The organism is Labrys wisconsinensis (genome assembly GCF_030814995.1).
Taxonomy (GTDB): Bacteria; Pseudomonadota; Alphaproteobacteria; order Rhizobiales; family Labraceae; genus Labrys; species Labrys wisconsinensis.
In genome coordinates this window covers 21,222-44,821 of the sequence record NZ_JAUSVX010000030.1, presented here as the reverse complement: position 1 = coordinate 44,821, position 23,600 = coordinate 21,222, and the positions used below count along the sequence as shown (strand labels likewise).

Annotated in this window: 25 protein-coding genes; 10 read left to right on the top strand and 15 right to left on the bottom strand. The window is 71.2% G+C overall.

All coding sequences use genetic code 11. The features are described 5' to 3' along the window. Window positions 1–18: 18 nt before the first annotated feature. The 9 genes from QO011_RS40685 to QO011_RS40645 form a co-directional block, all read right to left on the bottom strand. Complete coding sequence (locus QO011_RS40685; RefSeq protein WP_307285928.1) at window positions 19–885, bottom strand: alpha/beta fold hydrolase; 867 nt, start codon at window positions 883–885, stop codon at window positions 19–21. Between the two features lie 124 nt (window positions 886–1,009). Then, window positions 1,010–2,239 carry an MFS transporter gene (locus QO011_RS40680; RefSeq protein WP_307285926.1) on the bottom strand — a complete coding sequence of 410 codons (1,230 nt, stop codon included), beginning with the start codon at window positions 2,237–2,239 and terminating at the stop codon, window positions 1,010–1,012. A gap of 118 nt (window positions 2,240–2,357) precedes the next feature. After that, window positions 2,358–2,981, bottom strand: a complete 624-nt coding sequence (locus QO011_RS40675) for a GNAT family N-acetyltransferase (RefSeq protein WP_307285924.1) — start codon at window positions 2,979–2,981, stop codon at window positions 2,358–2,360. A gap of 139 nt (window positions 2,982–3,120) precedes the next feature. Next, window positions 3,121–3,396, bottom strand: a complete 276-nt coding sequence (rpmA, locus tag QO011_RS40670; protein WP_307285920.1) for a 50S ribosomal protein L27 — start codon at window positions 3,394–3,396, stop codon at window positions 3,121–3,123. Between the two features lie 138 nt (window positions 3,397–3,534). Continuing rightward, window positions 3,535–4,200: a 50S ribosomal protein L21 gene (locus QO011_RS40665; protein WP_307285919.1), complete on the bottom strand. Its 666-nt coding sequence runs from the start codon at window positions 4,198–4,200 to the stop codon at window positions 3,535–3,537. A gap of 193 nt (window positions 4,201–4,393) precedes the next feature. Next, on the bottom strand, window positions 4,394–4,834 hold the full coding sequence (locus QO011_RS40660) for an acetyltransferase (RefSeq protein WP_307285916.1): 441 nt from the start codon (window positions 4,832–4,834) through the stop codon (window positions 4,394–4,396). Window positions 4,835–4,924: 90 nt separating this feature from the next. Continuing rightward, on the bottom strand, window positions 4,925–5,533 hold the full coding sequence (locus QO011_RS40655; protein WP_307285914.1) for a HupE/UreJ family protein: 609 nt from the start codon (window positions 5,531–5,533) through the stop codon (window positions 4,925–4,927). A 136-nt stretch (window positions 5,534–5,669) separates the two neighbouring features. After that, complete coding sequence (locus QO011_RS40650; RefSeq protein ID WP_307285911.1) at window positions 5,670–5,918, bottom strand: DUF2312 domain-containing protein; 249 nt, start codon at window positions 5,916–5,918, stop codon at window positions 5,670–5,672. Between the two features lie 195 nt (window positions 5,919–6,113). Then, on the bottom strand, window positions 6,114–6,899 hold the full coding sequence (locus tag QO011_RS40645; protein WP_307285909.1) for an N-formylglutamate amidohydrolase: 786 nt from the start codon (window positions 6,897–6,899) through the stop codon (window positions 6,114–6,116). Window positions 6,900–7,031: 132 nt separating this feature from the next. Here QO011_RS40645 and QO011_RS40640 point away from each other — a divergent pair, with 132 nt between their 5' ends. From QO011_RS40640 to pyk, 4 genes are all read left to right on the top strand, one after another. Continuing rightward, a complete protein-coding gene (locus QO011_RS40640; RefSeq protein WP_307285905.1) occupies window positions 7,032–7,943 on the top strand; it encodes a DMT family transporter in 912 nt (303 codons plus the stop codon). 43 nt (window positions 7,944–7,986) lie between these two features. After that, window positions 7,987–9,291, top strand: a complete 1,305-nt coding sequence (locus QO011_RS40635; RefSeq protein WP_307285902.1) for a glycerate kinase type-2 family protein — start codon at window positions 7,987–7,989, stop codon at window positions 9,289–9,291. Between the two features lie 69 nt (window positions 9,292–9,360). Beyond that, window positions 9,361–9,891: a DUF1036 domain-containing protein gene (locus QO011_RS40630; protein ID WP_307285899.1), complete on the top strand. Its 531-nt coding sequence runs from the start codon at window positions 9,361–9,363 to the stop codon at window positions 9,889–9,891. Window positions 9,892–10,056: 165 nt separating this feature from the next. Further along, on the top strand, window positions 10,057–11,493 hold the full coding sequence (pyk, locus tag QO011_RS40625; protein ID WP_307285895.1) for a pyruvate kinase: 1,437 nt from the start codon (window positions 10,057–10,059) through the stop codon (window positions 11,491–11,493). A 23-nt stretch (window positions 11,494–11,516) separates the two neighbouring features. On the opposite strand, the gene QO011_RS40620 is transcribed toward pyk, so the two are convergent. Together QO011_RS40620 and QO011_RS40615 are read right to left on the bottom strand one after the other, a co-directional pair. After that, on the bottom strand, window positions 11,517–12,869 hold the full coding sequence (locus QO011_RS40620; RefSeq protein ID WP_307285893.1) for a caspase family protein: 1,353 nt from the start codon (window positions 12,867–12,869) through the stop codon (window positions 11,517–11,519). Window positions 12,870–12,933: 64 nt separating this feature from the next. Then, window positions 12,934–13,407 (bottom strand): hypothetical protein, encoded by a 474-nt coding sequence (locus tag QO011_RS40615; RefSeq protein WP_307285890.1) that lies wholly within the window; start codon window positions 13,405–13,407, stop codon window positions 12,934–12,936. A gap of 601 nt (window positions 13,408–14,008) precedes the next feature. Here QO011_RS40615 and QO011_RS40610 point away from each other — a divergent pair. After that, on the top strand, window positions 14,009–15,424 hold the full coding sequence (locus QO011_RS40610; protein ID WP_307285887.1) for an MFS transporter: 1,416 nt from the start codon (window positions 14,009–14,011) through the stop codon (window positions 15,422–15,424). A 9-nt stretch (window positions 15,425–15,433) separates the two neighbouring features. Here QO011_RS40610 and QO011_RS40605 read toward each other — a convergent pair whose 3' ends face one another. The 3 genes from QO011_RS40605 to ykgO all read right to left on the bottom strand — a co-directional run bounded on the left by QO011_RS40605 (window position 15,434) and on the right by ykgO (window position 17,389). Then, window positions 15,434–16,402, bottom strand: a complete 969-nt coding sequence (locus QO011_RS40605; RefSeq protein WP_307285885.1) for an alpha/beta fold hydrolase — start codon at window positions 16,400–16,402, stop codon at window positions 15,434–15,436. A gap of 179 nt (window positions 16,403–16,581) precedes the next feature. After that, a complete protein-coding gene (locus QO011_RS40600) occupies window positions 16,582–17,124 on the bottom strand; it encodes a tetratricopeptide repeat protein (RefSeq protein ID WP_307285882.1) in 543 nt (180 codons plus the stop codon). Window positions 17,125–17,263: 139 nt separating this feature from the next. Then, a complete protein-coding gene (gene ykgO, locus QO011_RS40595; protein WP_307285879.1) occupies window positions 17,264–17,389 on the bottom strand; it encodes a type B 50S ribosomal protein L36 in 126 nt (41 codons plus the stop codon). A 214-nt stretch (window positions 17,390–17,603) separates the two neighbouring features. On the opposite strand from ykgO, the gene QO011_RS40590 reads away from it, so the two are divergent. The 3 genes from QO011_RS40590 to QO011_RS40580 are packed head-to-tail and all read left to right on the top strand — an operon-like array spanning window position 17,604 to window position 20,002. Further along, window positions 17,604–18,239 (top strand): glutathione S-transferase family protein, encoded by a 636-nt coding sequence (locus QO011_RS40590; RefSeq protein ID WP_307285877.1) that lies wholly within the window; start codon window positions 17,604–17,606, stop codon window positions 18,237–18,239. Window positions 18,240–18,242: 3 nt separating this feature from the next. Further along, entirely contained in the window at window positions 18,243–19,394 is a 1,152-nt protein-coding gene (gene zapE, locus QO011_RS40585; protein ID WP_307285875.1) for a cell division protein ZapE, read from the top strand. Beyond that, on the top strand, window positions 19,391–20,002 hold the full coding sequence (locus tag QO011_RS40580; RefSeq protein ID WP_307285873.1) for a TetR/AcrR family transcriptional regulator: 612 nt from the start codon (window positions 19,391–19,393) through the stop codon (window positions 20,000–20,002). The genes zapE and QO011_RS40580 overlap by 4 nt, the downstream gene beginning before the upstream one ends. A gap of 4 nt (window positions 20,003–20,006) precedes the next feature. Here the strand turns inward: QO011_RS40580 and QO011_RS40575 are convergent, their stop codons facing one another. Then, complete coding sequence (locus QO011_RS40575) at window positions 20,007–20,291, bottom strand: hypothetical protein (RefSeq protein ID WP_307285871.1); 285 nt, start codon at window positions 20,289–20,291, stop codon at window positions 20,007–20,009. Between the two features lie 266 nt (window positions 20,292–20,557). On the opposite strand from QO011_RS40575, the gene QO011_RS40570 reads away from it, so the two are divergent. Together QO011_RS40570 and QO011_RS40565 are read left to right on the top strand one after the other, a co-directional pair. Then, complete coding sequence (locus tag QO011_RS40570) at window positions 20,558–22,273, top strand: EAL domain-containing protein (protein WP_307285869.1); 1,716 nt, start codon at window positions 20,558–20,560, stop codon at window positions 22,271–22,273. A gap of 278 nt (window positions 22,274–22,551) precedes the next feature. After that, on the top strand, window positions 22,552–23,550 hold the full coding sequence (locus tag QO011_RS40565) for a GlxA family transcriptional regulator (RefSeq protein WP_307285867.1): 999 nt from the start codon (window positions 22,552–22,554) through the stop codon (window positions 23,548–23,550). Window positions 23,551–23,600 lie beyond the last annotated feature (50 nt).

Below are 23,600 nucleotides of genomic sequence, written 5' to 3'. Positions count from 1 at the left end.
AATCCGATAGCGGCGCCCTCAGGGCTGCAGGGCGGCGGCCGCCTGCGGGGAGGCGAACATCTCCTTGGCATCGTGCCCGACGCCGGGAACCTCGGCCAGGCGCCAGGCGAACGGCCAGCCGTGCTCGGCGGCGACGCGCTCGGCCTCGTGGAAGACGAATTGCCCGCGCGCATACCGCGTCGCGCCCTGGTCCTGCGCCTCGGGACTCTCCGCGAGGTTCTTCGACAGCGTGTCCGCCTGGCCGAGGAGCACGGTGATCGGCGCGGCGAGGTAGCGCTTCAGCGCGGCGCTCGCCTCGTCGCCGGGATAGAGGCCGGCAAAGCCGAAGGGTGCCGCGAGGTCCAGCCGCGCCCGGACATAGGTGGACGGGTTGGCGATGACGATGCGATGCGCATGGTTCGGCACGAAGGCGGCGAGGCGGTCGACGAACTGGGCACCCGCCGAATGGCCGAGCAGGTCATAGGGCAGGGACGGCGCCGCCTCGCGCTGCCGCACCCAGTCCACCAGCTCGATCGCCAAGGTCCCGGTCCAGCTCTGCGGGGGCTGCGCGGTCCCGTGCCGGATCACGCCGCCCTCCTGGTAGCGCCAGCGCGGGAAGCGGGCCTGGTCGAACCGAGGGGCGACCACCAGCAGGCACAGGCTCTGCGCGAGCGGGCGCGCATGGTCGCGATAACCGTCGGCATTGCGGCCCACGCCGTGGAACACCAGCAGCATAGCCCGCGGCGTGCATCCCTCGGGCTTGTAGGTGAACACGGTGAGCGCCGTGCCGCCGAGATCGGCGACCGCTTCGGCGGACCCGACCGGGATTGCGCCGTCGGCCCACGCCGAGGCCGCTGCCATGGCCGCCAGAACCAGGCCGCCGACCAGTCTCGTCCGCCACCGCATGGCATGCTCCTGCGTCGCCGGGCCGGCGCTCGACCGCCGGCATCCGTCCGCGTCACAGATCAGGACTTTGCGACAAATGCATGAGCTGCCGCGGCCCTCGCCGGCGGCGTCCCGAGCCCGACCGTCAGGCCGCCTCCGGCAGATGGCGCAGCCGGGGCACCGGCGAGGCCGAGATCACCAGAACCTGCACCATGAACCCGGCGGCCGAGACGGCGAGGCAAGCCTCGACGCCGAAGCGGCCGGCGACCCAGGCGCCGATCGCCGCCCCGACCGGCCGGGCGCCGAAGGTCGCCGTCATCACCAGCGCCGAGACGCGCCCGAGCAGGGCGGCCGGCGTCACCACCTGGCGCAGCGTCGTGGTCGAGATGGTCCACAACACCGGACCGGCCCCGAACAGGAAGAAGCCGAGCCCCGCCAGAACGCCGGTGGGCAGCCAGAGGGTCAGCAGCATGGCGGCGGAGGCGCAGAGCCCGGCGAACGGACCGATCGCGACCATGGCGCCGAAGGTCAGGCGCCGCGACAGCCGCGGCGCCAGCAGGGCGCCCGTGACCATGCCGGCGCCGTAGAGGCCCAGCGTCATGCCGATGCCGCCGGCCGTCAGCCCGAGCCTTTGCACGGCGTAGGCGACATAGACGGCCTGGAGGACGAACCAGGCGATGTTGAAGACCACGGCCGTGCCGAGGATGGGGCGCAGCAGGGGATGGCGCATGGCGAACGCCGCGCCTTCGGCGAGGTCGTGCAGCGGATGGCGCCGCGATCCCGCCGTGGCCCTGTGATCCGGCAGGCCGGCGAGCAGGACGACGGCGGCGAGGGAAAGCCCGGTCGCCAGGGCGTAGGCGGCGGGCGCGCCGGTCCAGCCGACGATGGCGCCGCCGACGGCGGGGCCGGCGGCATAGGCGATGCTGCGCGCCAGCTCCAGCCAGCGGTTGGCGGCGGCGAGCTGGTCCCGGAGAACCAACGCCGCGACCAGCGCCGGCGCCGTGACGCTGTAGCAGACGGTGCCGAGCGCGCCGAGGAAGCCGAGCGCCGCGAGGACGGGCAGGGTCAGCCCGCCCTGTGCCGCCAGGACGAGGACGGCGACGAGGGAGAGCGCTCGCAGCGCTTCCGATCCCACCATCAGCCGACGCCGCGACGCCCGGTCCGCCATGACGCCGGCCGGGAGCGACAGCAAGAGGAAGGGCAGCGTCTGCGCGGTCTGCAGCAGGCCGGTCTCGGCGGCACCGGCCCCGAGCCGCAGGACGGCGACGAGCGGCGCGGCGGCCAGCGCCATCTGCTCGGAAAGCTGGGCCGCGAGGTTGGACCAGGCGATCCGCCGGAACGTCGGCGGCAGGGATGTCTCGGGCTCCGGTGGCATGCGCCGCGTCCTCGGGTCGTGGATCCGAGGACGAGCAGGACCATGCCGGTCCGGCGGAGGCGATCCGGTTCTTGCGGCCGAATCGGGCGTGCCGCGATGGTCGGCAGGCCGGTGCGGTTCAGGCCGCCTCGGGCTCGGGCGTGCCGAGACGGGTCCGCACCGTCGCCGGGCGCCAGGCCTTGAAGCTCTCCCAGTCGCGCCGCGACAGGCGGAAGCGGTCGACCGGCATGGCGCCGCCGCGGGCCGGGGCCGGGGCGAGGCCCGAGGTGACGTAGTGCAGGCCGCATTTCTCCAGGACGCGCCGGGAGGCGTCGTTCATGACGCGGCAGGCGCCGGTGACCGCCTCGATGCGCGTGGTCTCGAAGGCGTGGTCGATCAGGGCACGGGCGGCCTCGGTGGCGAAGCCGTGGCCCCAATGGGGGCGGCCCGTCCAGTAGCTGATCTCGGCCGAGACCTTCTCGCCGATATTGAGGCCAGTGCAGCCGATCAGCGCCCCGTCGCCCCGCCGCGTCACGGCCAGCACCAGGGCCCGGCCCTTGCGGCGATTCTCGGCCGACGAGCGGATATAGCTCTCCGCGTCGGCCAGGTGATAGGGGTGGGGGATGCGGGCCGTCATCGAGGCGACGGCATGGTCGCCCGCGAGCTCGGCGATGCGGGCAGCGTCGCCGGGCTCCGGCAGGCGCAGGACGAGGCGCGCCGTCTCGATCTCGATCGCGGCGAATTCGCTTAAGGCGTCACTCATGGCCAGGCTCCGGGCATGAAAAAGGGGCTTGTGGATTTTTTTCCACCGCCCCTGCTTGCACCCTGGAACCCGGCCAGCCGGGTCGTTCTCAGGTCCGCCGGTTCGATGGAACCGGCGGAGTGTTGGTCATTCCGCCGGGTTATTCTGCTGCTTGGGCCGCAATGGCCGGTACGACGTTGACGTAGGTTCGGCCGTCGACTTTCGTGCGGAAGGCGACTCGGCCGTCGATAAGGGCGAAGAGGGTGTGATCCTTGCCCATGCCGACGTTCACGCCGGGATGCCACTTGGTGCCGCGCTGGCGCACGATGATGTTGCCGGCGATGACCGCTTCCGAACCGAACTTCTTGACGCCGAGACGGCGGCCGTCGGAGTCGCGCCCGTTGCGCGTCGAACCGCCCGCTTTTTTATGAGCCATGATACAGCCCTCGAATCCTGAAACGCCGCCGTGCTGACGGGGCGAGAAAAATGGGAATTGGCCGGACAATGCCCGATTGCGCAGGCATTGTCGACCCCGTCGATCGAAAAAGCCCGGGCCTCGGCCCGAGCCGTCGGCTCACAGATCCTTGCCGGACGCCTGCTCGGCCTGGTCGACCTTGGCGCGCGGCGGCTTGCCGGCCAGGAGCTCCTTGGCCTGCTCGACCCATTCCTCGCGCGCGGCGCGGCCGTGGAGCGCCAGCTCCTCGTCCCACTTGGCGATGTCGGCCTCGGTCCAGGCGGCGATCTCGTTCCAGCTGGTCACGCCGGCGGCGCGCAGCTTCTTCTCGATGGTCGGGCCGATGCCCGAGATCAGCGAGAGGTTGGAGGCGTCGAGCCCGCCGGCGGCCGGGACGTCGGCAACCGCGGCGGCCGCGGCCGGTGCCGCAGCCTTGGGCTCGGCCTTCGCCGCCTTGGCGGCCGGCTTGGCGCCGCCCAGCAGGATCTCGGCGATGCGCACCACGGTCTGGTGCTGGCGATGGCCGATCTTGCGCTTGGAGTTCTGGCGGCGGCGCTTCTTGAAGGCGATGACCTTGTCGTCGCGGGTCTGCTCGACGATCTCGGCCTTGACCGTGGCGCCGGCGACGGTGGGCGTGCCGAGCGACAGGCCGGCTTCGCCGCCGACCATCAGGATCTCGGGGAACACGACGGTGTCGCCGATCGCGCCTTCGAGCTTCTCGACGGAGACCACGTCGTCGGGGTTGACGCGGTATTGCTTACCGCCGGTCTTGATGACTGCGAACATGATTGCTCCTCGTTCGGTCCCGGCTGTCATCGACCTGAAGTCGATGTCGCCGGCTTTTTCAGTCGGTTGATGGGGGGCCGCCGACCGCATCCGATCGGCATGCCCATGAAAAAATACACGCGGCCCGAAGGCCGCGCGCTGGCTGTGCTTATACAGCCCGGGCGCCCGCAGTCAAGGACGGCGTCTCGGCAGCTCAGCCGGCGCGCCTGAGATGCAGGAGCGGATAGGACCGGCCGTCGCCGTCGACGTCCGAGCGGCCGATGCGGCAAAAGCCGCGATGCTGGTAGAAGCCGACCGCCTGGTCGTTCTGCTCGTTGACGTCGACGGTGAGCGTGTCGGCCCGTTCCTGCGCATGGTCGATCAGCAGGGTGCCGACGCCTTGTCCACGCATGTCGGGATCGACGAACAGCGTGTCGATATGCGCCTGCGACAACCCCATGAAGCCGAGCGGGCGCCCCGCCTCGTTCACCGCCACCCAGACCGTGTTGCTGGGCAGATAGCTGGTGGCGACGAGCGCCTCGATCTCGACGAAGTCCTTCTCGGCGAGGAAATGATGGGTCGCGCGGACCGACCTGCGCCAGATATCGAGCAGGTCGGCGAAGTCCTCGGCCCGGGATGGGCGGATGCGAACCATGGGGGAATCCCGCTGTTGTTCACCGCGATATGCGGGCAATGGCGGGATTTGGCAACCGCGCCGGCCTTGCCGCCGGCAGGCGGCGGCGGATCAGGCCACGCCGCCGAGCAGGACAACGCCCGCCAGTGCCGCCAGGCCGCCGACCGAGCGGACGATGAGCGGGCCGTGCCGGTCCCCCGCGCGGCCGATCAGGAAGCCGAGGCCGAGCCCGGCCATGTGCAGCAGCGCGGTGCCGAGCATGAAGCCCACGCCATAGGCGAGGCCGCCGGCGTCCTCCGGCATCTCCGCGCCATGGGCATGGCCGTGGCAGATGGCGAACAGGCCGACGAGGCCCATGGCGACGGCGAGCGGCGCCCGCAGGCCGAGCGCCACCACGGCGCCGAGCACGACGACCGAAAGGGCGATGCCGACCTCGACGAAGGGCACCGGAATGCCGGCGACGCCCAGCGCCCCGCCCGCCGCCATCAGCGTGACGAAGGCCGCCGGCACCAGCCAGAGGGCCCGCCCGCCGAGCTGCCAGGCGAAGACGCCGACCATCACCATGGCGAGGATATGGTCGATGCCGGTCAGCGGGTGCAGGAAGCCGGGCGCGAAGCCGTGGACGGCGCCGACGCCGGTATGGGCGAGCGCCGCCGCCGGCATGCCGGCGATCGTCGCGGCCAGCGCCAGGCCGCCGAGGATCCTGTGATATGCGTTCATGCCGAGCCTCCCTCGCCGCCGCGATTCCGGGCAACCGGCGATTCTTGTCACAGCGTCGTCGCCGGGAAAAGCCGGAACGGCAGCCGCGCCTGGGCGAATTCCAGGCAGGGCCCGCCCAGGTTCTGGGCAGCCGCCGTCAGCCCGGCATGCCGAGCGCCTGGAGATAGAGCTCCAGGATCGCGTCTTCCTCCGCTCGCTCGTCCGCCGGCTTCTTGCGCAGCGCGATGATCTTGCGCAGGATCGCGACGTCGAACCCGTTGCCCTTCGCCTCGCCATAGACTTCCTTGATGTCGTCGGCGATGGCCCTCTTGTCCTCCTCGAGGCGCTCGATGCGCTCGACGATCGACTTGAGCTGGTCGGCGGCGACGGACGTGGCGTCGGTCATGAATGAGCCTCCATAGAATCAGGCTGGGCGGGATCCCGGCCCCGCTTCCAGCGCAGACCTGAAAAATCCCGAGGAATCGCAATGTCATGGCAGAACGCTGCCGACGGGCCCACGGCCCGGCCGCAGCGCTGCTCCCCGGGGATGTGGCGGATAAGGGCGGGCGGGGTCAAGAGGCGGGGCGCTCGGAGCGGTCTCTCAGGGGCCGGCGCGCGAGCCGTGATGCTCGATGCGGCGCACCGCGGGATCGGCGAGGAGCGGCACCAGCGCGTCGCCCACCCGGGCGGCCCAGCCGAGAGCGCCGGCCTCGCTGCCGACGAGGTCCTGGCGCAGCTCGATCAGCGCATGCGGCAGGCCGCGCATGGTGGCGTGCTGGTACAGCGTGTCGCCCTCCAGGCAGCCGTCATAGGGCTCGTTGTCGCCGACGATCAGGGCCGGGTCCCGGCGGAAATGCGCGATCAGCGGCTGCGCCACCCGCGGGTCCTTGTCCCACAGGACGGTGACGTGCCAGGGCCGCTGCACGCCGCGCCAGACCGGGGTGAAGGAGTGCACGGAGAAGACCAGCGGCACGATGCCCTGCGCCAGCGTGCGGTCGAGCGCCGCGTCGATCGCCGCATGGTAGGGCCGGTGGAAGCGCTCGATGCGGCGGGCGATCTCGGCGGCGTCGGCCCGGGCATTGCCCGGCACCAGCGCGCCGTCGGACAGGCGCATGACCAGCGTCGGGTCGTCGGCGCCGCGGTTGGGATCGATCAGCAGGCGGGAATAGCGCGTCATCACCGCCGGCGCGCCGAACCGGGCGGCGAGCGCCCGGGTGACGCGGGCCGCGCCGATGTCATAGCCGATATGGCGCCCGAGCTCGCCCAGCGGCAGGCCGAGCGAGCCATACTCGGCCGGCAGGGCATTGGAGGCGTGGTCGCAGAGGAGGAGAAGGCCGGATGCGGCATCGCCCGCGATGGTTTCGACAGGCTCGAAGCTGGACGTCACGAGATGAACCGGGGACGGAATGTCACACGAAGCCGCGAGCATAGTGACGCCGGGCGCGCCGTGCCATAGAGCTAGCCGCGAATTTCCACCGGCGATCGCTTCCCGACATGATCCGCGCGCTTCGAGACAGACATGGCCACGGCGCTCGATGACGGCGCGCCGGCGCGCGGCGCCCCCTGGCCTGCCTTCGCGGCGCTGATCGGCGGCGCCCTCGCCATGGGCGCCTCGCCGATCTTCGTGCGCCTCGCCGATGTCGGCCCCTTCGCCAGCGCCTTCTTCCGCGTCCTCCTCGCCCTGCCGGTGCTCTATGCCTGGATGCGCATCGAGGACGCCCATGCCAGCGGGCCCGCGGATGCCGGCCCGCGATTCTCCGCGCCCGTGGTCGCGGCCGGCCTGTTCTTCGCCGGCGACCTGTTCTTCTGGCACCTCTCGATCCTGCACACGAGCGTCGCCAACGCCACGTTCTTCGCCACGACCGCGCCGGTCTGGGTGGTGATCTTCGGCTGGCTCGCCTATCGCCGGCAGGTCGACGCGGCGGCGCTGGCGGGCCTGGCGCTCTGCCTGCTGGGCGGCCTGGCGCTGGTCTGGCAGTCCTTCGCCTTCGCGCCGGAGCATCTCGTGGGCGACGGGCTGGCGGCGGGGACGGGAATGTTCTTCGGCGCCTATTTCCTGGCGGTCGAGCAGGCCCGCAAGCGCCATCGGGCGGCCCGCGCGACCTTCCACATGAGCCTCGTCATGGCCGCCGTCCTCGCGGCGGTCGCCATCGGCGCCGCGCTGGCTCTCGGCCAGCCCCTGCTTCCGGCGAGCCTGCAGGGCTGGGCGGTGCTGATCGCGCTCGCCTGGGTCAGCCATGTCGGCGGCCAGGGGCTGCTCACCGTGGCGCTCGGCTCGCTGCCGGCGATGTTCTCCTCCCTGGTGATCTTCCTGGAGGGGCTGGCGGCGGCCGGGCTGGGCTGGCTGGTGCTGGCCGAGGCGGTGACGCCGCTGCAGGCCGCCGGCGGCCTGATCATCCTGGCCGGCATCTGGATCGCCCGGCCGAAATAGGGGCGGCGCGGCAATCCCGCCGCAAGCTTGGGGAGGCAGTGACGTGAGCGAGACCGGTATTCAGGCAAGGCGCGCGGCGCTCGAGGCGATCTTCGGCGCGGCCGTCGCCGCCGCCCACCCCGCCGGCTGCCTGCCGCCGCACCTGCCGGAGGCGCCGCCGAACGGACGGCTGATCGTGCTGGCGGCCGGCAAGGCCGGCGGCAGCATGGCCGAGGTCGCCGAGGCGCATTACCGCGAACGGGGCGTCGATCCCGCCCGCATCGCCGGCCTCGCCGTCGCCCGCCACGGCTATGGCCGTCCGCTGGAGCGCCTGCCGATGATCGAGGCCGGCCATCCCGTGCCGGACGCCGGCAGCGTCGCCGGCGCCGGGCAGGCGCTGGACCTGGCGGCCGCGGCCGGCCCGGACGACCTGGTGCTGGTGCTGCTCTCCGGCGGCGCCTCGGCCAACTGGGTGGCGCCGGCGGGAGCGCTGACCCTGGAGGAAAAGCGCGCCATCACCCGTCATCTCCTGCGCTCGGGCGCGGCGATCGACGAGATCAACGCCATCCGCAAGCGCCTGTCGCGCATCAAGGGCGGCCGGCTGGCGCGGGCCGCGCATCCGGCGCGGCTCCTGACGCTGGCCATCTCCGACGTGCCGGGCGACGACCCCGCCGTGATCGGCTCGGGGCCGACGGTGGCCGACCCGGTGAGCAATGCCGAGGCCCTCGCCATCGCCGAGCGCTACGCCACCCCGCTCGGCGCGGCGCGGGCCCTGTTCGAGGACCCGGCGAACGAGACGCCCAAGCCCGGCGATCCGGTGTTCGCCCGCAGCGCGTTCCGCATCGTGATGACGCCGGCCGAGATGCTCGCGGCGGCCGCCACCGCGGCGGCCGCGCAGGGCTATGTGCCGCTGGTGCTCGGCGCCGACCTGGAGGGCGAGGCGCGCGAGGTCGCGGCGGCGCAGGCCCGGCTCGCCCGCGAGGCGCTGGCGCGCGGCGGGCGCACCGCCATCCTCTCCGGCGGCGAGCTGACGGTGACCATCCGCGGCCAGGGGCGGGGCGGGCCGAACCAGGAGTTCGCCCTCGCCCTCGCGGTCGAGCTCGGCGGCCTTGCCGGCGTCAGCGCCCTCGCCGCCGACACCGACGGCACCGACGGCGGCGCCGGCGCGGCGACCGACCCGGCCGGCGCCGTCGTCGACGAGACCACGCTCGCCCGCGCCGGCGCCCGCGGACTCGATCCCGCCGGGAGCCTGGCCGACAATGATTCCACCGGGTTCTTCGAGGCGCTCGGCGACCTCGTCGCGCCCGGCCCGACCTTCACCAACGTCAACGATCTCAGGGTGATCCTGGTCGACGGAACCGCGGCCTGAAGCATGGCGGCATCGGCGTTCGTGTTCCTGTTGACACATGGCCGAACCTTCGCTCAACGTCGCGCCGTGATGCTTCGTTTCCTGCTCCTCGGCGGCACGGTCCTGACGCTCGCCTCCTTCGGCGGCGTGACCCCGGCGCTGGCCGATTTCCGCCTGTGCAACAACACCGGCAGCCGCGTCGGCGTGGCCATCGGCTATCGCGACAAGGAGGGCTGGCTGACGGAAGGCTGGTGGAACGTCTCGGCGCGCAGCTGCGAGACCATCCTCAAGGGCCAGCTCACCGCCCGCTATTATTATCTCTACGCCGTGGACTACGACCAGGGCGGCGAGTGGAGCGGCAAGTCCTTCATGTGCACGCGCGAGAAGGAATTCACCATCCGCGGCTTCGAGAACTGCCTGGCGCGCGGCTATGACCGCACCGGCTTCTTCGAGATCGATTCCGCCGAGCAGAAGAGCTGGACCGTGCAGCTCTCCGAGCAGGCCCAGGCCGGCGCCAAGCCCAAGTCGAGCGCCCCGGCCGACGTGCCGCCCTCGCCGGCGGGATCGCCCGGGGCGCAGCCGCCCGCGCCCGCGACACCGGGCGCTTCCCCGCCACCCTGACCGCCGCTAAGGTCCGGCCGGGAACGGGCGGCGTCGCATTGACGCCGGTGTTGCCCATTTGTTACGCACCTGCCGTCATATGGCGCTGAGGTTGTTTCGTTCGCTGCTGCGGCGCACAATGCCGCTGATCCCCAGACACCGCCCGTAGAGATAGAGAAATTCCGCATGCGCCGTCAGCGAAAGGTCAAGATTCTCGCCACCCTCGGCCCGGCCTCCTCCTCCAAGGAGATGATTGGCAAGCTGTTTGCGGCCGGCGCCGACGTGTTCCGCATCAACATGAGCCACACCTCGCATGACCGGATGCGCGAGCTGATCGCCACCATCCGCGAGGTGGAGGACCAGTACGGCCGGCCGATCGGCATCCTCGCCGACCTGCAGGGGCCGAAGCTGCGCATCGGCGAGTTCGAGGGGGGCGCGGTCGAATTGGAGAACGGCGCCCGGTTCACCCTCGACAACGACCAGCGGCCCGGCGACACGACGCGGGTCTACCTGCCGCATCCGGAGATCCTGGCGGCGATCGAGCCCGGCCACACCCTGCTGCTCGACGACGGCAAGGTGCGGCTGAAGGCCCTGGACTGCTCCTCCAGCCATGCCACGACCGAGGTGGTCGTCGGCGGCCGCATGTCGAACCGCAAGGGCGTGTCGCTGCCCGACACCGAGATCCCGGTCTCGGCGATGACCGAGAAGGACCGGTCCGACCTCGAAGCCGCGGTCAACACCGGCGTCGACTGGGTTGCGGTCTCCTTCGTGCAGCGGCCGGAGGACGTGGCGGAGGTGCGCAAGATCGCCCGCGGCCGCGCCCTGATCATGTCCAAGATCGAGAAGCCGCAGGCCGTGGCGCGCCTGGACGAGATCCTGGAAGCGTCCGACGCGCTGATGGTGGCCCGCGGCGACCTCGGCGTGGAGATGCCGCTGGAGAAGGTGCCCGGCCTGCAGAAGCGCATCGTGCGCGCCGCCCGCAAGCTCGGCAAGCCGGTGGTCGTCGCCACGCAGATGCTGGAATCGATGATCACCACCCCGGTGCCGACCCGCGCCGAGGTCTCGGACGTGGCGACCGCCGTGTTCGAGGGCGCCGACGCCGTGATGCTCTCGGCCGAAAGCGCCGCCGGCAAATATCCGGTCGAGGCGGTCGCGACCATGAACCGCATCGCCGAGGAGGTGGAGCGCGACATCCTCCACCGCACCATCATCAACGCCCAGCGCAACGAGCCGGAGCAGACCGGCGCGGACGCCATCGCCGCCGCGGCCCGCACCGTGGCCGAGACGCTCGACCTCGCCGCCCTGATCGCCTGGACCGCCTCCGGCTCCACCGGCCTGCGCGTGGCGCGCGAGCGCGCCGAGATGCCGCTGCTGGCGCTGTCGCCCAACATCTCCACCGGCCGCCGGCTCGCGCTGGTCTGGGGCGTGCACGCCATCCTCACCGCCGATGCCCGCGACATCAACGACATGGTCGAGCGCGCCTGCCGCCACGCCTACAAGGACGGCTTCGCCAAGCCGGGCCAGCGCGTGCTGATCATCGCCGGCGTCCCCTTCGGCACGCCGGGCGCCACCAACATGGTGCGCATCGCCTTCGTCGGATCGGACGACATCGAGGGGGTGTAGCCGACCCGGACGGGCCGAGGCGATCAATCGAACTTCGTGAAGCCGGGATCCTGGCCGGTCTGCCCGGCCTTGAGGTCGCAGTTCGAATCCAGGGCACGCCATGTCAGCGTGAACGTCCTCGGGCTATCCATCTTGAGATGGACTTCGAGGCTCGTCCTGCAGCCCGTCGCGCGGTTCAGGCGCGGCGAATACTGCCCCTCGACCTCGCCGGGCGCGACGATCCGCCCGACGAACCTGTGATCGAACTGACCCGCCAGGTATCGAAACGAGATGCTGTCTCCGTTCTGCTTGATCCGGATCGGGGCCGTGCCGTTGCTCCACGTGCCGGTGAAATCGGCCGTGGCCAGAGCGAGCCTTGCCGCATCCGGCGGCGGTGGTGGCGCAGCGGCGGCGCGCTGCAATTCCTCGATCCTCGCCTTGGCGAAATCGGCGAAGGCACATTGCCCGAACAGGGCGAGGTGGCGCTGGTAGAGATCGATCCGATCGAACTTCTGCGCCTGCTGCCAATGCGTGGCCGCGTCGGCGCAGGCATCGCGCCGCTCGGCCACCGGCGGCGTAGGGACATCCGCGGCAGGCTTGGGCGCCTCGGGGCCGGGATCGACCTTCGACAGCGCGACTGCGTCACCGCCGAGCGAGCCATAGGTGAACGGCTCCTGCTGCCGTCGGGTGGCCCCCAGGACCTCGTCGCGAACCCGGCCGAGCGCCAGACGGATGTCGACACCCGGCTCGAACAGATGCTTGGCCAGCCCGACCGCGAACGGGCTGTTCTGGCCGTCGCCGTCCAGCGCCACGGTGCCGGCCTTGGCGGCAAAGGCGACCAGTGTGTCGCTGCCCTCCGGCTCCACGCGCCCCAGTCCCCGGTCCAGCGAGCGAGTGCCCGCCGATCGCTTCATCGAAGCCGAGAAGGGATTGTTGCGGCACGCGTCCAGGATCACCAGCTTCAGCCGGCGCGCGCCGGACACGGCGTGGAGGACACGCTCCAGCGAAATGGCCTCGTCCTCGACATCGCGATCGGCGTGCAGCTGGGCATCGACCGGGATGAGGTAGTTCTCGCCGTTCATCTCCAGGCCGTGGCCGGAATAATAGACGACCGCGACATCCGAATCCTGGGCGTCGTCCTCGAAGCTGCGCAAGGCCTTGATGAAGTCATCGTGGCCGAGGTCGACGGCCGGCGTCACCTTGTCGAAGCCGGCCGCCTCGAAGGCCTGCTTCATGGCGGCAACGTCGTTCGGCGGATTCACCAGCTTTGCAACCGCGCTGTAGGAGGAATTGCCGATCAGGAGCGCGACTCTCTTGTCGGCGAACGCCGCGCATGGGCTGAAAATCAGGATCAGAGCCAGGATTGCCCGCAGACGTATCCCCATGATGATCTCCATACCCGAAATTCCCAGCGCAAGAATCGTTCACGGCATCGAGCGACGGAGGCGGCCGCTCTCCGGCTCAATTCTGCCGGTAGTACAAGGCGTCTTCACCGGTCTGGCCGGCGGCCAGGTCGCAGTTCGAGTCCAGGGCGCGCCAGTCGAGCTTGAAAGCCTCGCCGGCCACGCGGTGGATCCGGACCGCCAGGGTCGTCTCGCAGCCGGTGTTCCGATTGCGCCGGGGCGCATATTCGCCTTCGATCTCGCCGGGCGCCACCAGATGGCCGACGAAGTGATGATCGAACTCGTTGGTGATGTATCGGAACTCGACGGACTCGCCGCTCTGATGGATCTCGATCGGCGCTATGCCGTCGCTCCAGACACCATTGAAATCGGATTGCTGGGCCTGCGCAAAGCCGGAGCACGCAGCCAGAGACAGGCCGGCGACGATCGCCGAGAGGATCCGCGAGCGCGAGGTCGCGGCGGCAAGGGGCGGTTTCATGGGGGCTCCGAAGCGGGGGGCAAAGGGAGTGAACTTGCGATAGGAATCGGCCATCGGGCGCCGCAGCGAAGTGCGTGGCGGCACATCGGCCCGTCCCGAATGCTGCGGCAAAGTGCCGCGAAGACGACCCGGGCCTGCTGCCGCGAGCCCGATCCGCTCGCGGGGCGGCGATGTGCGGCGGATCACGGCGACCCGCGTGCCCGTCGCTACTTTGGCGATCCCATCGGGAGGCCCGCCAATGAAGCGCAGGATTCGGTTTCGGGACTGGATGTTCTGCCTGGAGCCGGCCGTCTGGTGCCTGCTGGCCCTGGTGGCCGCGCTGCACTGGGCCGGCGTGCTGTGAGCGATGACGTCCGGGGATCGGCCCCGCCGATCGCGGCAGCGCGGATCGAGCGTGCCGTGGTTCTCTGAGACATCATCCGGACACGCCATCGTGTCGATCCAGCGCGGAGCGCCGGATTGCCTCGCCCGAGCCCGGGCCGTAGGATTTCCGGCGGGGTCGCGCATCCGGCAGGCCGGATCTCCCTCGCTCGCCCCTTCCCATCGCCGTGGACCGTTGGATCGCCAGCCGTCCGACCGTTCGTGTGGACCTGCTCATGACCAGCGTGGCGTCGCTCCCGGCCCGGCCCTCCATGATCGATCGAGGGATCGGGGCATGACCGCGCCGGCCTCGCGCAGCACCGCCGTCGCCCTCCTGGTCGCCGGCGCCTTCTTCATGGAGAACCTCGACGGCACCGTCATCGTGACGGCGCTGCCGGAGATGGCCCGATCCTTCGGCGTCCATCCCATCGACCTCAACATCGGCATTTCCGCCTATGTCCTGACGCTCGCCGTGCTGATCCCGGCGAGCGGCTGGGCGGCGGACCGGTTCGGCGCCCGCCGGGTGTTCGCCGGCGCGGTCGTGGTGTTCACCGTCGCCTCGATGCTCTGCGGCCTCAGCGGCGACCTCACCACCTTCACGCTCGCGCGGATCCTGCAGGGCGCCGGCGGAGCGCTGATGGTGCCGGTCGGACGGCTCGCGGTGCTGCGCTCGACCGGCAAGCACGAGCTGGTGCGGGCGATCGCCACCATCACCTGGCCGGGCCTGGCGGCGCCCGTGGTCGGTCCGCCGCTGGGCGGCTTCATCACCACCTACGCCTCCTGGCACTGGATCTTCTTCCTCAACCTGCCGCTCGGGCTCATCGCCTTCGTGCTCGCCCTGCGCCTGATTCCCGACACGGAGCGAGGGCGGCCCGTGCCGTTCGATCCGCTCGGCTTCATCCTGACGGGCCTGGCCTGCTCGGCCGTGATGGCCGGGCTCGACCTCGTCGGCCGGAGCACGGGCTGGCCGCTGGCGGGCCTCTGCCTGCTGGTCGGCGTGGGCACCGGCGCGGCGGCGACCTTGCATGCGCGGCGGCGCCCGCACCCGCTGGTCGATCTGAGGGCGCTCTCCCTGCGCAGCTATGCCGTGACGATCTGGGGCGGCTCGCTGTTCCGCATCGCCATCGCCGCCATCCCCTTCCTGCTGCCGCTGATGTTCCAGCTCGGCTTCGGCCTCGACGCGTTCCGGTCGGGGCTGCTGGTGCTCGCCGTCTTCGCCGGCAACCTCGCCATGAAGCCGCTGACCACCGCGGTGCTGCACCGGTTCAGCTTCCGGGCGATCCTGCTCTGGAACGGGCTCCTCAACGCCGCGGCGATCTTCGCCTGCGCCCTGCTGACGCCGGCGACGCCGGTGGCCGTGGTCGCGGCCCTGCTCTTCGTCAGCGGCCTGACGCGCTCCATGCAGTTCACGGCCCTCAACACGCTCGCCTTCGCCGACGTGCCGGAGGCCTGGATGAGCGGCGCCAACACGCTGTTCAACATGGCGCAGCAGATGGCGATGGGCATGGGCATCGCCGCCGGCGCCGTGGCGCTGCGGGCGGCCGGATGGTTCGTGCCGGGCGCCCCCGCGGTCCCGCTCGGCAGCTTCCATCTCGCCTTCCTCATGACGGGGATGATCGCCCTCGCCGGCTGCCTCGACCTCCTCGGGCTCGAGCGCACCGCCGGCGACGCCGTCCGCGCCCGCCGGGCCGCGCAGGGCTCGGCAGGCTGACGAGCCCGCTCAGGCGGCCGTCGTCGCGTCGGCCGCGACGCGTTCGATCTCGGCCAGCACCGCCTCGCGGGCATTGTAGTGGATCTGGTGGCCCATGCCCTGCAGCAGGACGAGGCGCGCGCCGGCGATCTGCCGGGCGATCGCCGTGGCATGGATGGCGGTGGACACCACCGTGTCGTCGTCGCTGGCCAGGATCGCGGTCGGCGCGCCGATGGCGCCGTAGCGCGCGGCCTGCTTGCGCACGAAGGGCAGGAGGTCGGCGACGTCCTGCGCGTTCCAGCGGAACTCGGCCGGCCGCAGCACAAGGCCCGCCGCCGTCCGGCGGGCATAGTCGGCCGGTCCGGCCAGCGGCGCGAAGGAGGCCTTTGCGCTGGCCTCGAGCTGCCAGGCGCCGAGCGGCGCCATCACGGTGCCGACGAAGAGCCGGCCCAGCACAGGCCTGGCGGCGATGTCGTAGTACCAGGTGACGCCGCCCGGCCATGGATGCGTCACCGGCGCGAGCAGCACCAGGCCGGCCGTCGCCTCGGCATGGTCGAGGGCGAAGGCGGCGGCGACCGCCCCGGCCAGGGAATGGCCGACGACCACGACCTTGCCGACCCCCAGCCGCCGCAGCGCCTCGGCGATCAGCGCCGCCTGGCGCGCCGGCGACGCGTCGGCACGGCCGCGAGGGCGGCTGCTCCAGCCATGTCCCGGCCGGTCGACCGCGATGACGCGGTGCCGCCGGGCGAGCTCCTCGCCGAGCGCGACGACCATGTCGCGGGCATTGGAGGTCGCGCCGTGGATCAGCAGGATGGCCGGGCCGGCCGGCGCCGCCGGCGCAAGATCGTAGAGGTGCAGGTGTCCGCCCGTCACCGGCACGAACACGCCGCCGGGCGGGTTCTGCTCCTCGATCCGGGCGGCGATCACCCGCGTCGCCACCACCGCCGCCGCGAGATGGACGAGGACGAGGACGGCGATCACGACAAGGGCGGGGATCATCGGGCGGGAACGCTGGCGGACAGGCCTGAGCAGGTTCTCCCGAACCTGCTCACACTTACGAATCTGAGCAGCATTGATTTTGTATTTCCGATGCAAAATCAATCGTGGCCGAAGCGACGAGACGCTGCCTGGGCATCGCCGCAGCCGGCGCCGCGGTCAATCCGCCCGGGCATCCGATGTCAGATGTCGCGGCCCTCGACCTCGGGGCGCAGGTCGTCGACCGCCTTGCGCACCTCGGTGAGGTGCGGGTTGACCGCCAGCGCCTTCTGGAAGGCGGCATAGGCGCGCTTCTTGTCGCCGGTCTCGCGCAGGATCATGCCGAGGCCGGCCCAGGCCCCGACATGGCGCGGATCACGCTTCAGCGTCTCGGCGATGTCCGCCATCGCCCGGGCATAGTCGTTCTTGCGATAATAGACGGTGGCGCGCCGGTTCCAGGCCTCGGTGAAATCCGGCGACAGCCGGATGACGGCGCTGAGCAGATCGATGGCGAGATCGTCGTTGCCGGCCTGGAAGGCGGTCATGGCCCGGCTCATCAGGAGGTCGGCCGTGTCGCTGCCGGAGCGGATCTGCACTCGCTGGATGGCGCCGGAAATGCCCTGCGCCTCCGCATCCGTCTTGGCCTTGGCCAGGCGGTCGTAGAGCTCGTCCAGCACCTTGGCGCTGGGCTTCACCTCGGCCAAGGCCGGCGCGATGACGGCCAGCCCGACGAGCAGGGCAAGCATGGGTCTCAGCATCATGAGATGATGGGCCCGGCGGACCGTTCGATCAAGTCCCGATGCTGCAACGCAAACAGCCCGGTCACCTCACGATGGCGTGACCGGGCATGGCGAATTCGGAGCGCGGCCGGCGCGATGCCGGCGATCAGCCCTGGCGGGCCTTGTAGCGCTTCTGGGTCTTGTTGATGATGTAGACGCGGCCGCGCCGGCGGACCAGCTGGTTGTCGCGGTGGCGCAGGCGGAGCGACTTGAGCGAATTGCGAATCTTCATGGCGGTCGTGCCTCGGATCGGAGCGCACGACATCCTGCGACGCTCACATGTTGCGAAGTCGCGGGGTTCTACCGGCGAGGCAGGCCCGTGTCAATCGGATCGAGCACCCCGGATCGAGCGCCCGCATGCGGCTGTTGCAACCCCGGCGCAAATCCGGTTCCGTGGCGCGCCTGTCCCACGCAGGCCGGCGCAACCGCAACCACGGACCTCATCCATGGCGGAGTACAAGCTCTACGGCTTCGGCGAATCGGGCAACAGCTACAAGGCGGCGCTGATGCTCACCCTCTCCGGCTGCGACTGGGAATGCATCCCGGTCGACTTCTTCGCCGGCGAGACGCGCGGCGAGGCGTTTCGCAGCACGGTGAACGAGATGGGCGAGGCGCCGGTGCTGGTGCACGGCGACATGATGCTGAGCCAGTCCGGGGTGATCCTCGACTATCTCGCCGCCCGGGTCGGCCGCTTCGAGCCGCGCAGCGAGGAGGAGCGGCAGGAGATCTGGCGCTGGATCCTGTTCGACAACCACAAGTTCACCAGCTATCTCGCCACGCTGCGCTTCCTCGTCGGCCTGCAGAAGACCGGCGAGACGCCGGTGACGGAATGGCTGCGCGGCCGGGTGAAGGGGGCCTTCGCCATCGTCGAGAAGCATCTCGACGGGCGCGACTTCCTCGTCGCCGGCCGGCCGACCATCGCCGACCTCTCGCTGGCCGGCTATGTCTACTACGAGGAGGAGACGGGCCTGGACCGCAGCGCCTATCCGCGGATCGGCGCCTGGGCGCAGCGCATCGCCGCCCTGCCAGGCTGGCGCCCTCCCTATGAGCTGATGCCGAGCGTCCTCAAGGCAAAGGCCTGAGCGTTGCGCACAGCCTATGCAGCCCTCGTCGCATCGGGGGAGATCGAGGCCGATCCGGCACAGCAGGCGGTGGTCGAGCGGCTCGACGCGCTCGTCGGCCGCCTGAACGAGCGGGCCTCCGCCCGCAAGGGCGGCGCCCTGGCCCGGCTGTTCGGCCGCGCCCCGCCGAAGGAGGCGCCCAAGGGCCTCTACATCTGGGGCAGCGTCGGCCGCGGCAAGACCATGCTGATGGACCTGTTCTACGAGCACCTGCCGCCGGCGCTGCCCAGGCGGCGCGTGCATTTCAACGCCTTCATGAACGACGTGCACGAGCGGATCTTCCGCCACCGCAATGCCGTGAAGGCCGGGCAGGCCAGGGGCGACGACCCGATCCCGCCGGTGGCCGCGGCGCTGGCGGCGGAAGCGGGCCTCCTGTGCTTCGACGAGTTCAGCGTCACCGACATCGCCGACGCCATGCTGCTCGGCCGGCTGTTCACCCGCCTGTTCGAGGACGGCGTGGTCGTCGTGGCGACCTCGAACGTCGAGCCGGACCGGCTCTACGAGGGCGGCCTCAACCGCGCGCTGTTCGTGCCCTTCATCGATCTCCTCAAGCGCCACATGGAGATCGTCAAGCTGGAGGCGCGCACCGACTACCGGCGCGAGAAGCTGGCGGGCGGGGCGACCTATGTGGTGGCGACCGGCGCGCCGGCGAAGGCCGCGCTCGACGCCGCCTTCCAGCGCCTCACCGGCGTGGCGCGCGGCAAGCCGCGAATCCTCATCGTCAAGGGACGGGAGCTCGTCATCCCCGAGGCGGAGAAGGGCGTGGCGCGTGCCTCCTTCGACGCGCTGTGCCGTGAGCCGCTCGGCCCGGCCGACACCCTCGCCATCGCGCAGGCGTTCCATACGCTGGTGCTCGACGCCGTGCCGGTGCTGGGCGAGGGCGAGCGCAACGCCGCCAAGCGCTTCATCACCCTGATCGACAGCCTCTACGATGCCGGGGCCAAGCTGGTGGTCTCGGCCGCGGCGGAGCCGGACGGGCTCTATCCGGCCGGCGAAGGCCGCGAAGCCTTCGAGTTCCAGCGCACCGCCTCGCGCCTGGTCGAGATGCGGTCCGAGGACTATCTCGCCCGGCCGCACAATGCCGGCGCGCCGAAGCCGGGCATCGTCGAGACATGAAGCCGGCGGCGCGGACGCAGGAATCGACGGGCGACCGGCTGCTCGAGATCGCGACCGACCATGTCCGCCGCCACGGCATGGAGCGCACCACCATCGTCTCGGTGGCGCGCGAGGCCGGGGTCAGCCACGCCGCGGTCTATCGCTATTATGCCTCCAAGGATGCGCTGATCGATGCCGTCACCGGGCAATGGCTGAAGGCGGTCGAGACCCAGGTCGCCACCGTGGCCGACGCCCCCGATCCCGCCGACGACAAGCTCGAGCGCATGATGCTGCTGATCGCCCGGCTCTACCGCCAGCGCCTCGAAGCCGAGCCCGCGCTCTACGCCCTGTGGCTCGCGGCGCTGGCCGGACGACGGGCGGTGGTGCGCAAGCACAAGCGGCGCCTGCGCGCGCTGATCGAGCGGGTGGTGGAAGAAGGCCGCTCCACCGAGCTGTTCCGCGCCCGGTCGAACGAACGGCTGATCGCGTTCCTGAACGATGCGCTGCACCGCTTCATCGACCCGGTCGCCATTGCGGCGGACAAGGACACCGAGCGCGGCGAGCTCGAGCAGCGGCTGGCGCGGCTGCTGCGCGTCGCCATCCGCGCCATGGCGGCGGGAAGCGTCTGACGGCTCAGGCGCGCGCGCGCTCCACCGGCGCGACCGCCTCGCCGAGGCGCGCCGCCGTCTCGTAGGCGCGCACCGCCTCGGCCGGATCGGCCCGTCGCCGGGCGCGCAGTTGCGCCATGCCGTCACGGGCGGCGATGAGCTGGGCGAGAAAGTCGGCGCGGCGCTCGAGCCGCGGCGCCTGCAGCGGCGCGGCCGGCTCGACGCGCTGCTGCGCCGTCCCGGCCGCGGACGGCAGCGGGACGAGCGCGCGGCGCGTGCGGGGTGCGGCGGGTCCGACGGATGCGATCATGAACGGTTTCGTGCCAGAACGGGACAGGTCGAGGCCTGCTGTTCAGGACTTGGCAAGGACTGGACCGGCCATGGACGCGGCCACGCCCTGGGCGCGGCGGTCCGCGCGCCGGCCGTTAAGTCGAATTTCAGGGTTTGCCGGCGATAAGCGTTGATTCTCCATATGCGGGAGCCACCCTGCCGGCCGTTCGGCCGCAGCGGCGGGATGGTTTCGCCACGCGGCGGCAGCGGGCCGGCCGCGGCCGCCGTTCGGAGTCGGGGTTCGCGATGTCCGATTGTCCGCAGGCCGTCTTTCCCACCGTTCCAGCTCCCCGGCCGGCAACCGGCGAAGGGCTGATCGCCCCGCATGTCGCGCTCACCTCGATCGCCTGCGTCGTCTATGACTGGTGCCTGCGCAGCGATCGCCTGGCCTGGAGCCCCAATGCCGACGCGGTTTTCCGGCTCGCCGCCGGCCCGCCGCCGACGAGCGGCGAGGGGTTCGCGGCGCTGATCGATCGCGACGCGGCGGGCCGCCGCGTCCAGGCGCTCGCCGGAGCCGACCGGCCGGACGCAGCTCAAGGCGTGCCCTATCGGATGCAGTACGCCCTGCACGCGCCCCGGCGGGCCGGTGCGGGCCAGGCCTGGATCGAGGAGATCGGCCGCTGGTTCGCCGGACCGGACGGCCACCCCGACCGGGCCCATGGCACGATGCGCCTGATCGATCGCCGCCATGGCGAGGAGCCCGGCACCAGGCCCCGGCCCGATGCGGCGGCGCGTGCCTGGGACCGGGCCGAGCTGCTGCAGGCCCTGCACACGGCGATCGAGGGCGCGACGCGCCACCGCCGAGGCTGCGCCTTCCTGCTCGCCGGGATCGAGCTCGCCGGGGACGGCATGCATGGCCTGGCGGCCGGCGAAGAGGCGATCGCCGTGGTTGCGGGGCGCATCCGCGCCCGGATGCGCGGCGCCGACGTGCTGGGCCGACTCTCGGACGCCAGGCTCGGCATCGTGCTGGGCACCTGCGAAGGGGTCGAGATGCCGGCGGCCGCACAGCGCTTCCTCGAGGCCGTCGCCGGGGCGGTCGTCGTCACCCGGGCCGGCCTGATGCCGGTGCGGATCGCCATCGGCGGCGTGCTGGCGCCGCGCCACGCCCGCACCGCCGCGCAGGCGATGGACCGGGCGGAAGCGGCGCTGCACGACTGCCGGTCGACCCGGGCCGGCTTCCTGGCGTTCAGCCCGAATGCGGCGCCCGGCGGACGGCGCGGCGCCGGCCGGCCCGACGACATCGTCGCCGCCCTGAACGACCGCCGCCTCGCTCTCGCCTTCGAGCCGGTGCTGGATGCGGCGACGCTGCGCCCTGCCTTCCACGACGGCCGGCTCGTGCAGCGCCTGCCGGACGGCACCATCGCTCCGGTCCCCGCCCTGACGCCGGCGGACGCGGCCGAGGGTCTCGCGCCCCTGCTCGACCACCGGCGGCTGGAGCTCGCCGCGGAAGCGTTGAGCAGCCATGACAGGCTGGCCGTGCGGCTCGCGACGATCCCCGACCCCGATTGGTTGGCCGCCCAGGCCGTGGTGCTGCGCCATCGCCGCCTGGCCCATCGGCTGATCCTGGGCATCGGCGAGGCCACGATCGCCGCCGACCCGGCCGCGGCCGGGCGGCTGCTGGGCAGCCTGAGGGACCAGGGCGTCGCGGTGGCGATCGACGGGTTCGGCTCGGGCGGCCTGCCGCTGCGCACCCTGCGCGATCTGCCCGTCGACATGGTCCGGCTCGACGGCGCCTTCGTCGCGGCCATGGCGCATTCGCCGGACGGCCGCTTCCTCGTGCGCACCCTGATCGACCTCGCCCGCCAGCTCGGCCTGACCACGCTCGCTCCCTGGGTGCCGGACGAAGCCGCGGCGGCGCAGCTCGCCGCCTGGGGTTGCGACTACTTGCAGGGCGCGCTGGTGGCCCGGGCCGCGCCGAAGCCGGCTGCGGCGGCGACCGGCGTGCAGGCCCTGGCGGGATGACGCGCCGGGCTCCGCCCGTGCCGGATGACGGGTCCGACGCAGCGACGCTGTCGCTTTGAGATAAGTCGCCCCGCTCTGAAATGCCTCCGATCTGCACATTTCTGCTGGAATGCGACATACTGGAGCAGAATATGTCGCATTTACGCCAGATCATTCCGCACAATGTCGGACCATAGCCTGCCTTCGTCGGATTGGATGCAGCAGAACGACGCGAATGTCGCGCTCAGGCCAATCGCCGTCGGCGGCGAGTGTTCTGAAATCGTCATCGAGGGGAACCGATGAACATCAGGCCGGATGTGGGCACGACCCATACGGTTGGCTTTCTGCTGACACCCAATTTCTCCATGATCGCCTTCACCTCGGCCGTCGAGGTGCTGCGCCTCACCAATTACGTCACCGGCGGGCGCACCTTCGCCTGGCGGCTCTATTCGCCGGACGGCCAGCCGATCGAGGCATCGAACGGGGTCGCCGTGTCGGTGAACGGCGCCTATGCCGATGTCGGCCCGATGCCGGAGATCATCGTCTGCTCCGGGCTGGACGTGCAGAAATACGACCACGGGCCGCTGATCGCCAAGCTGCGCAAGCTCGCCTTCTACGGCGTCTCCATCGGGGCGGTGTGCACCGGCACCCACATCCTGGCCAAGGCGGGCCTGCTCAACGGCCATCGCTGCGCCATCCACTGGGAGAACTACGACAGCTTCCGCGAGGAGTTTCCCGAGATCGAGGCGACGCAGGAGCTGTTCGAGATCGACCGCAACCGCTTCACCTGCGCCGGCGGCACCGCCTCCATCGACATGATGCTGGCGCTGATCACCGCCAAGAAGGGCGCCGTCATCGCCGCCCTGGTCACGGACGAGCTGATCCACCACCGCATGCGCGACAGCCACGAGCGCCAGCGCATGGAGCTGCGCGCCCGGCTCGGCGTGTCGCATCCCAAGCTCCTGGCGGTGATCGGCGAGATGGACAAGCGCCTGGAGCGCCCGGTCTCCTGTGCCCAGCTCGCCCGCACCGTGCGCCTGTCGCCGCGCCAGCTCGAGCGCCTGTTCCAGCGCTATCTCGACACGACGCCGACGCGCTACTACTTGGAGATGCGTCTCAACCGGGCCCGGCAATTGTTGCGCCAGACCTCGATGCCGATCCTCTCGGTGGGCCTGGCCTGCGGCTTCGTCTCGGCCTCGCATTTCTCCAAGTGCTACAGCGAGCATTTCGACCGCACGCCCTCCGAGGAGCGCAAGGGCATGCGCGTCGAGCGCAACGTGGCCACCGCCGTGGCGTGATGCCGCGCTACGTGAATCAAAGCAGAGCGCGAACCCCTCTCCCTGTTGGG

What these genes read in the sequence shown, in the direction of transcription:
- QO011_RS40565 (WP_307285867.1), top strand. Translation starts at nt 22,552, where the DNA reads ATGAACATCAGGCCGGATGTGGGCACGACCCATACGGTTGGCTTTCTG.
- QO011_RS40590 (WP_307285877.1), top strand. Translation starts at nt 17,604, where the DNA reads ATGGCGGAGTACAAGCTCTACGGCTTCGGCGAATCGGGCAACAGCTAC.
- QO011_RS40660 (WP_307285916.1), bottom strand. Translation starts at nt 4,834, where the DNA reads ATGGTTCGCATCCGCCCATCCCGGGCCGAGGACTTCGCCGACCTGCTC.
- QO011_RS40665 (WP_307285919.1), bottom strand. Translation starts at nt 4,200, where the DNA reads ATGTTCGCAGTCATCAAGACCGGCGGTAAGCAATACCGCGTCAACCCC.
- QO011_RS40605 (WP_307285885.1), bottom strand. Translation starts at nt 16,402, where the DNA reads ATGATCCCCGCCCTTGTCGTGATCGCCGTCCTCGTCCTCGTCCATCTC.
- rpmA (WP_307285920.1), bottom strand. Translation starts at nt 3,396, where the DNA reads ATGGCTCATAAAAAAGCGGGCGGTTCGACGCGCAACGGGCGCGACTCC.
- QO011_RS40650 (WP_307285911.1), bottom strand. Translation starts at nt 5,918, where the DNA reads ATGACCGACGCCACGTCCGTCGCCGCCGACCAGCTCAAGTCGATCGTC.
- QO011_RS40610 (WP_307285887.1), top strand. Translation starts at nt 14,009, where the DNA reads ATGACCGCGCCGGCCTCGCGCAGCACCGCCGTCGCCCTCCTGGTCGCC.
- QO011_RS40630 (WP_307285899.1), top strand. Translation starts at nt 9,361, where the DNA reads ATGCTTCGTTTCCTGCTCCTCGGCGGCACGGTCCTGACGCTCGCCTCC.
- QO011_RS40685 (WP_307285928.1), bottom strand. Translation starts at nt 885, where the DNA reads ATGCGGTGGCGGACGAGACTGGTCGGCGGCCTGGTTCTGGCGGCCATG.
- QO011_RS40680 (WP_307285926.1), bottom strand. Translation starts at nt 2,239, where the DNA reads ATGCCACCGGAGCCCGAGACATCCCTGCCGCCGACGTTCCGGCGGATC.
- pyk (WP_307285895.1), top strand. Translation starts at nt 10,057, where the DNA reads ATGCGCCGTCAGCGAAAGGTCAAGATTCTCGCCACCCTCGGCCCGGCC.
- QO011_RS40575 (WP_307285871.1), bottom strand. Translation starts at nt 20,291, where the DNA reads ATGATCGCATCCGTCGGACCCGCCGCACCCCGCACGCGCCGCGCGCTC.
- QO011_RS40640 (WP_307285905.1), top strand. Translation starts at nt 7,032, where the DNA reads ATGGCCACGGCGCTCGATGACGGCGCGCCGGCGCGCGGCGCCCCCTGG.
- QO011_RS40655 (WP_307285914.1), bottom strand. Translation starts at nt 5,533, where the DNA reads ATGAACGCATATCACAGGATCCTCGGCGGCCTGGCGCTGGCCGCGACG.
- QO011_RS40675 (WP_307285924.1), bottom strand. Translation starts at nt 2,981, where the DNA reads ATGAGTGACGCCTTAAGCGAATTCGCCGCGATCGAGATCGAGACGGCG.
- QO011_RS40620 (WP_307285893.1), bottom strand. Translation starts at nt 12,869, where the DNA reads ATGGAGATCATCATGGGGATACGTCTGCGGGCAATCCTGGCTCTGATC.
- QO011_RS40580 (WP_307285873.1), top strand. Translation starts at nt 19,391, where the DNA reads ATGAAGCCGGCGGCGCGGACGCAGGAATCGACGGGCGACCGGCTGCTC.
- ykgO (WP_307285879.1), bottom strand. Translation starts at nt 17,389, where the DNA reads ATGAAGATTCGCAATTCGCTCAAGTCGCTCCGCCTGCGCCACCGCGAC.
- QO011_RS40570 (WP_307285869.1), top strand. Translation starts at nt 20,558, where the DNA reads ATGTCCGATTGTCCGCAGGCCGTCTTTCCCACCGTTCCAGCTCCCCGG.
- QO011_RS40615 (WP_307285890.1), bottom strand. Translation starts at nt 13,407, where the DNA reads ATGGCCGATTCCTATCGCAAGTTCACTCCCTTTGCCCCCCGCTTCGGA.
- QO011_RS40600 (WP_307285882.1), bottom strand. Translation starts at nt 17,124, where the DNA reads ATGCTTGCCCTGCTCGTCGGGCTGGCCGTCATCGCGCCGGCCTTGGCC.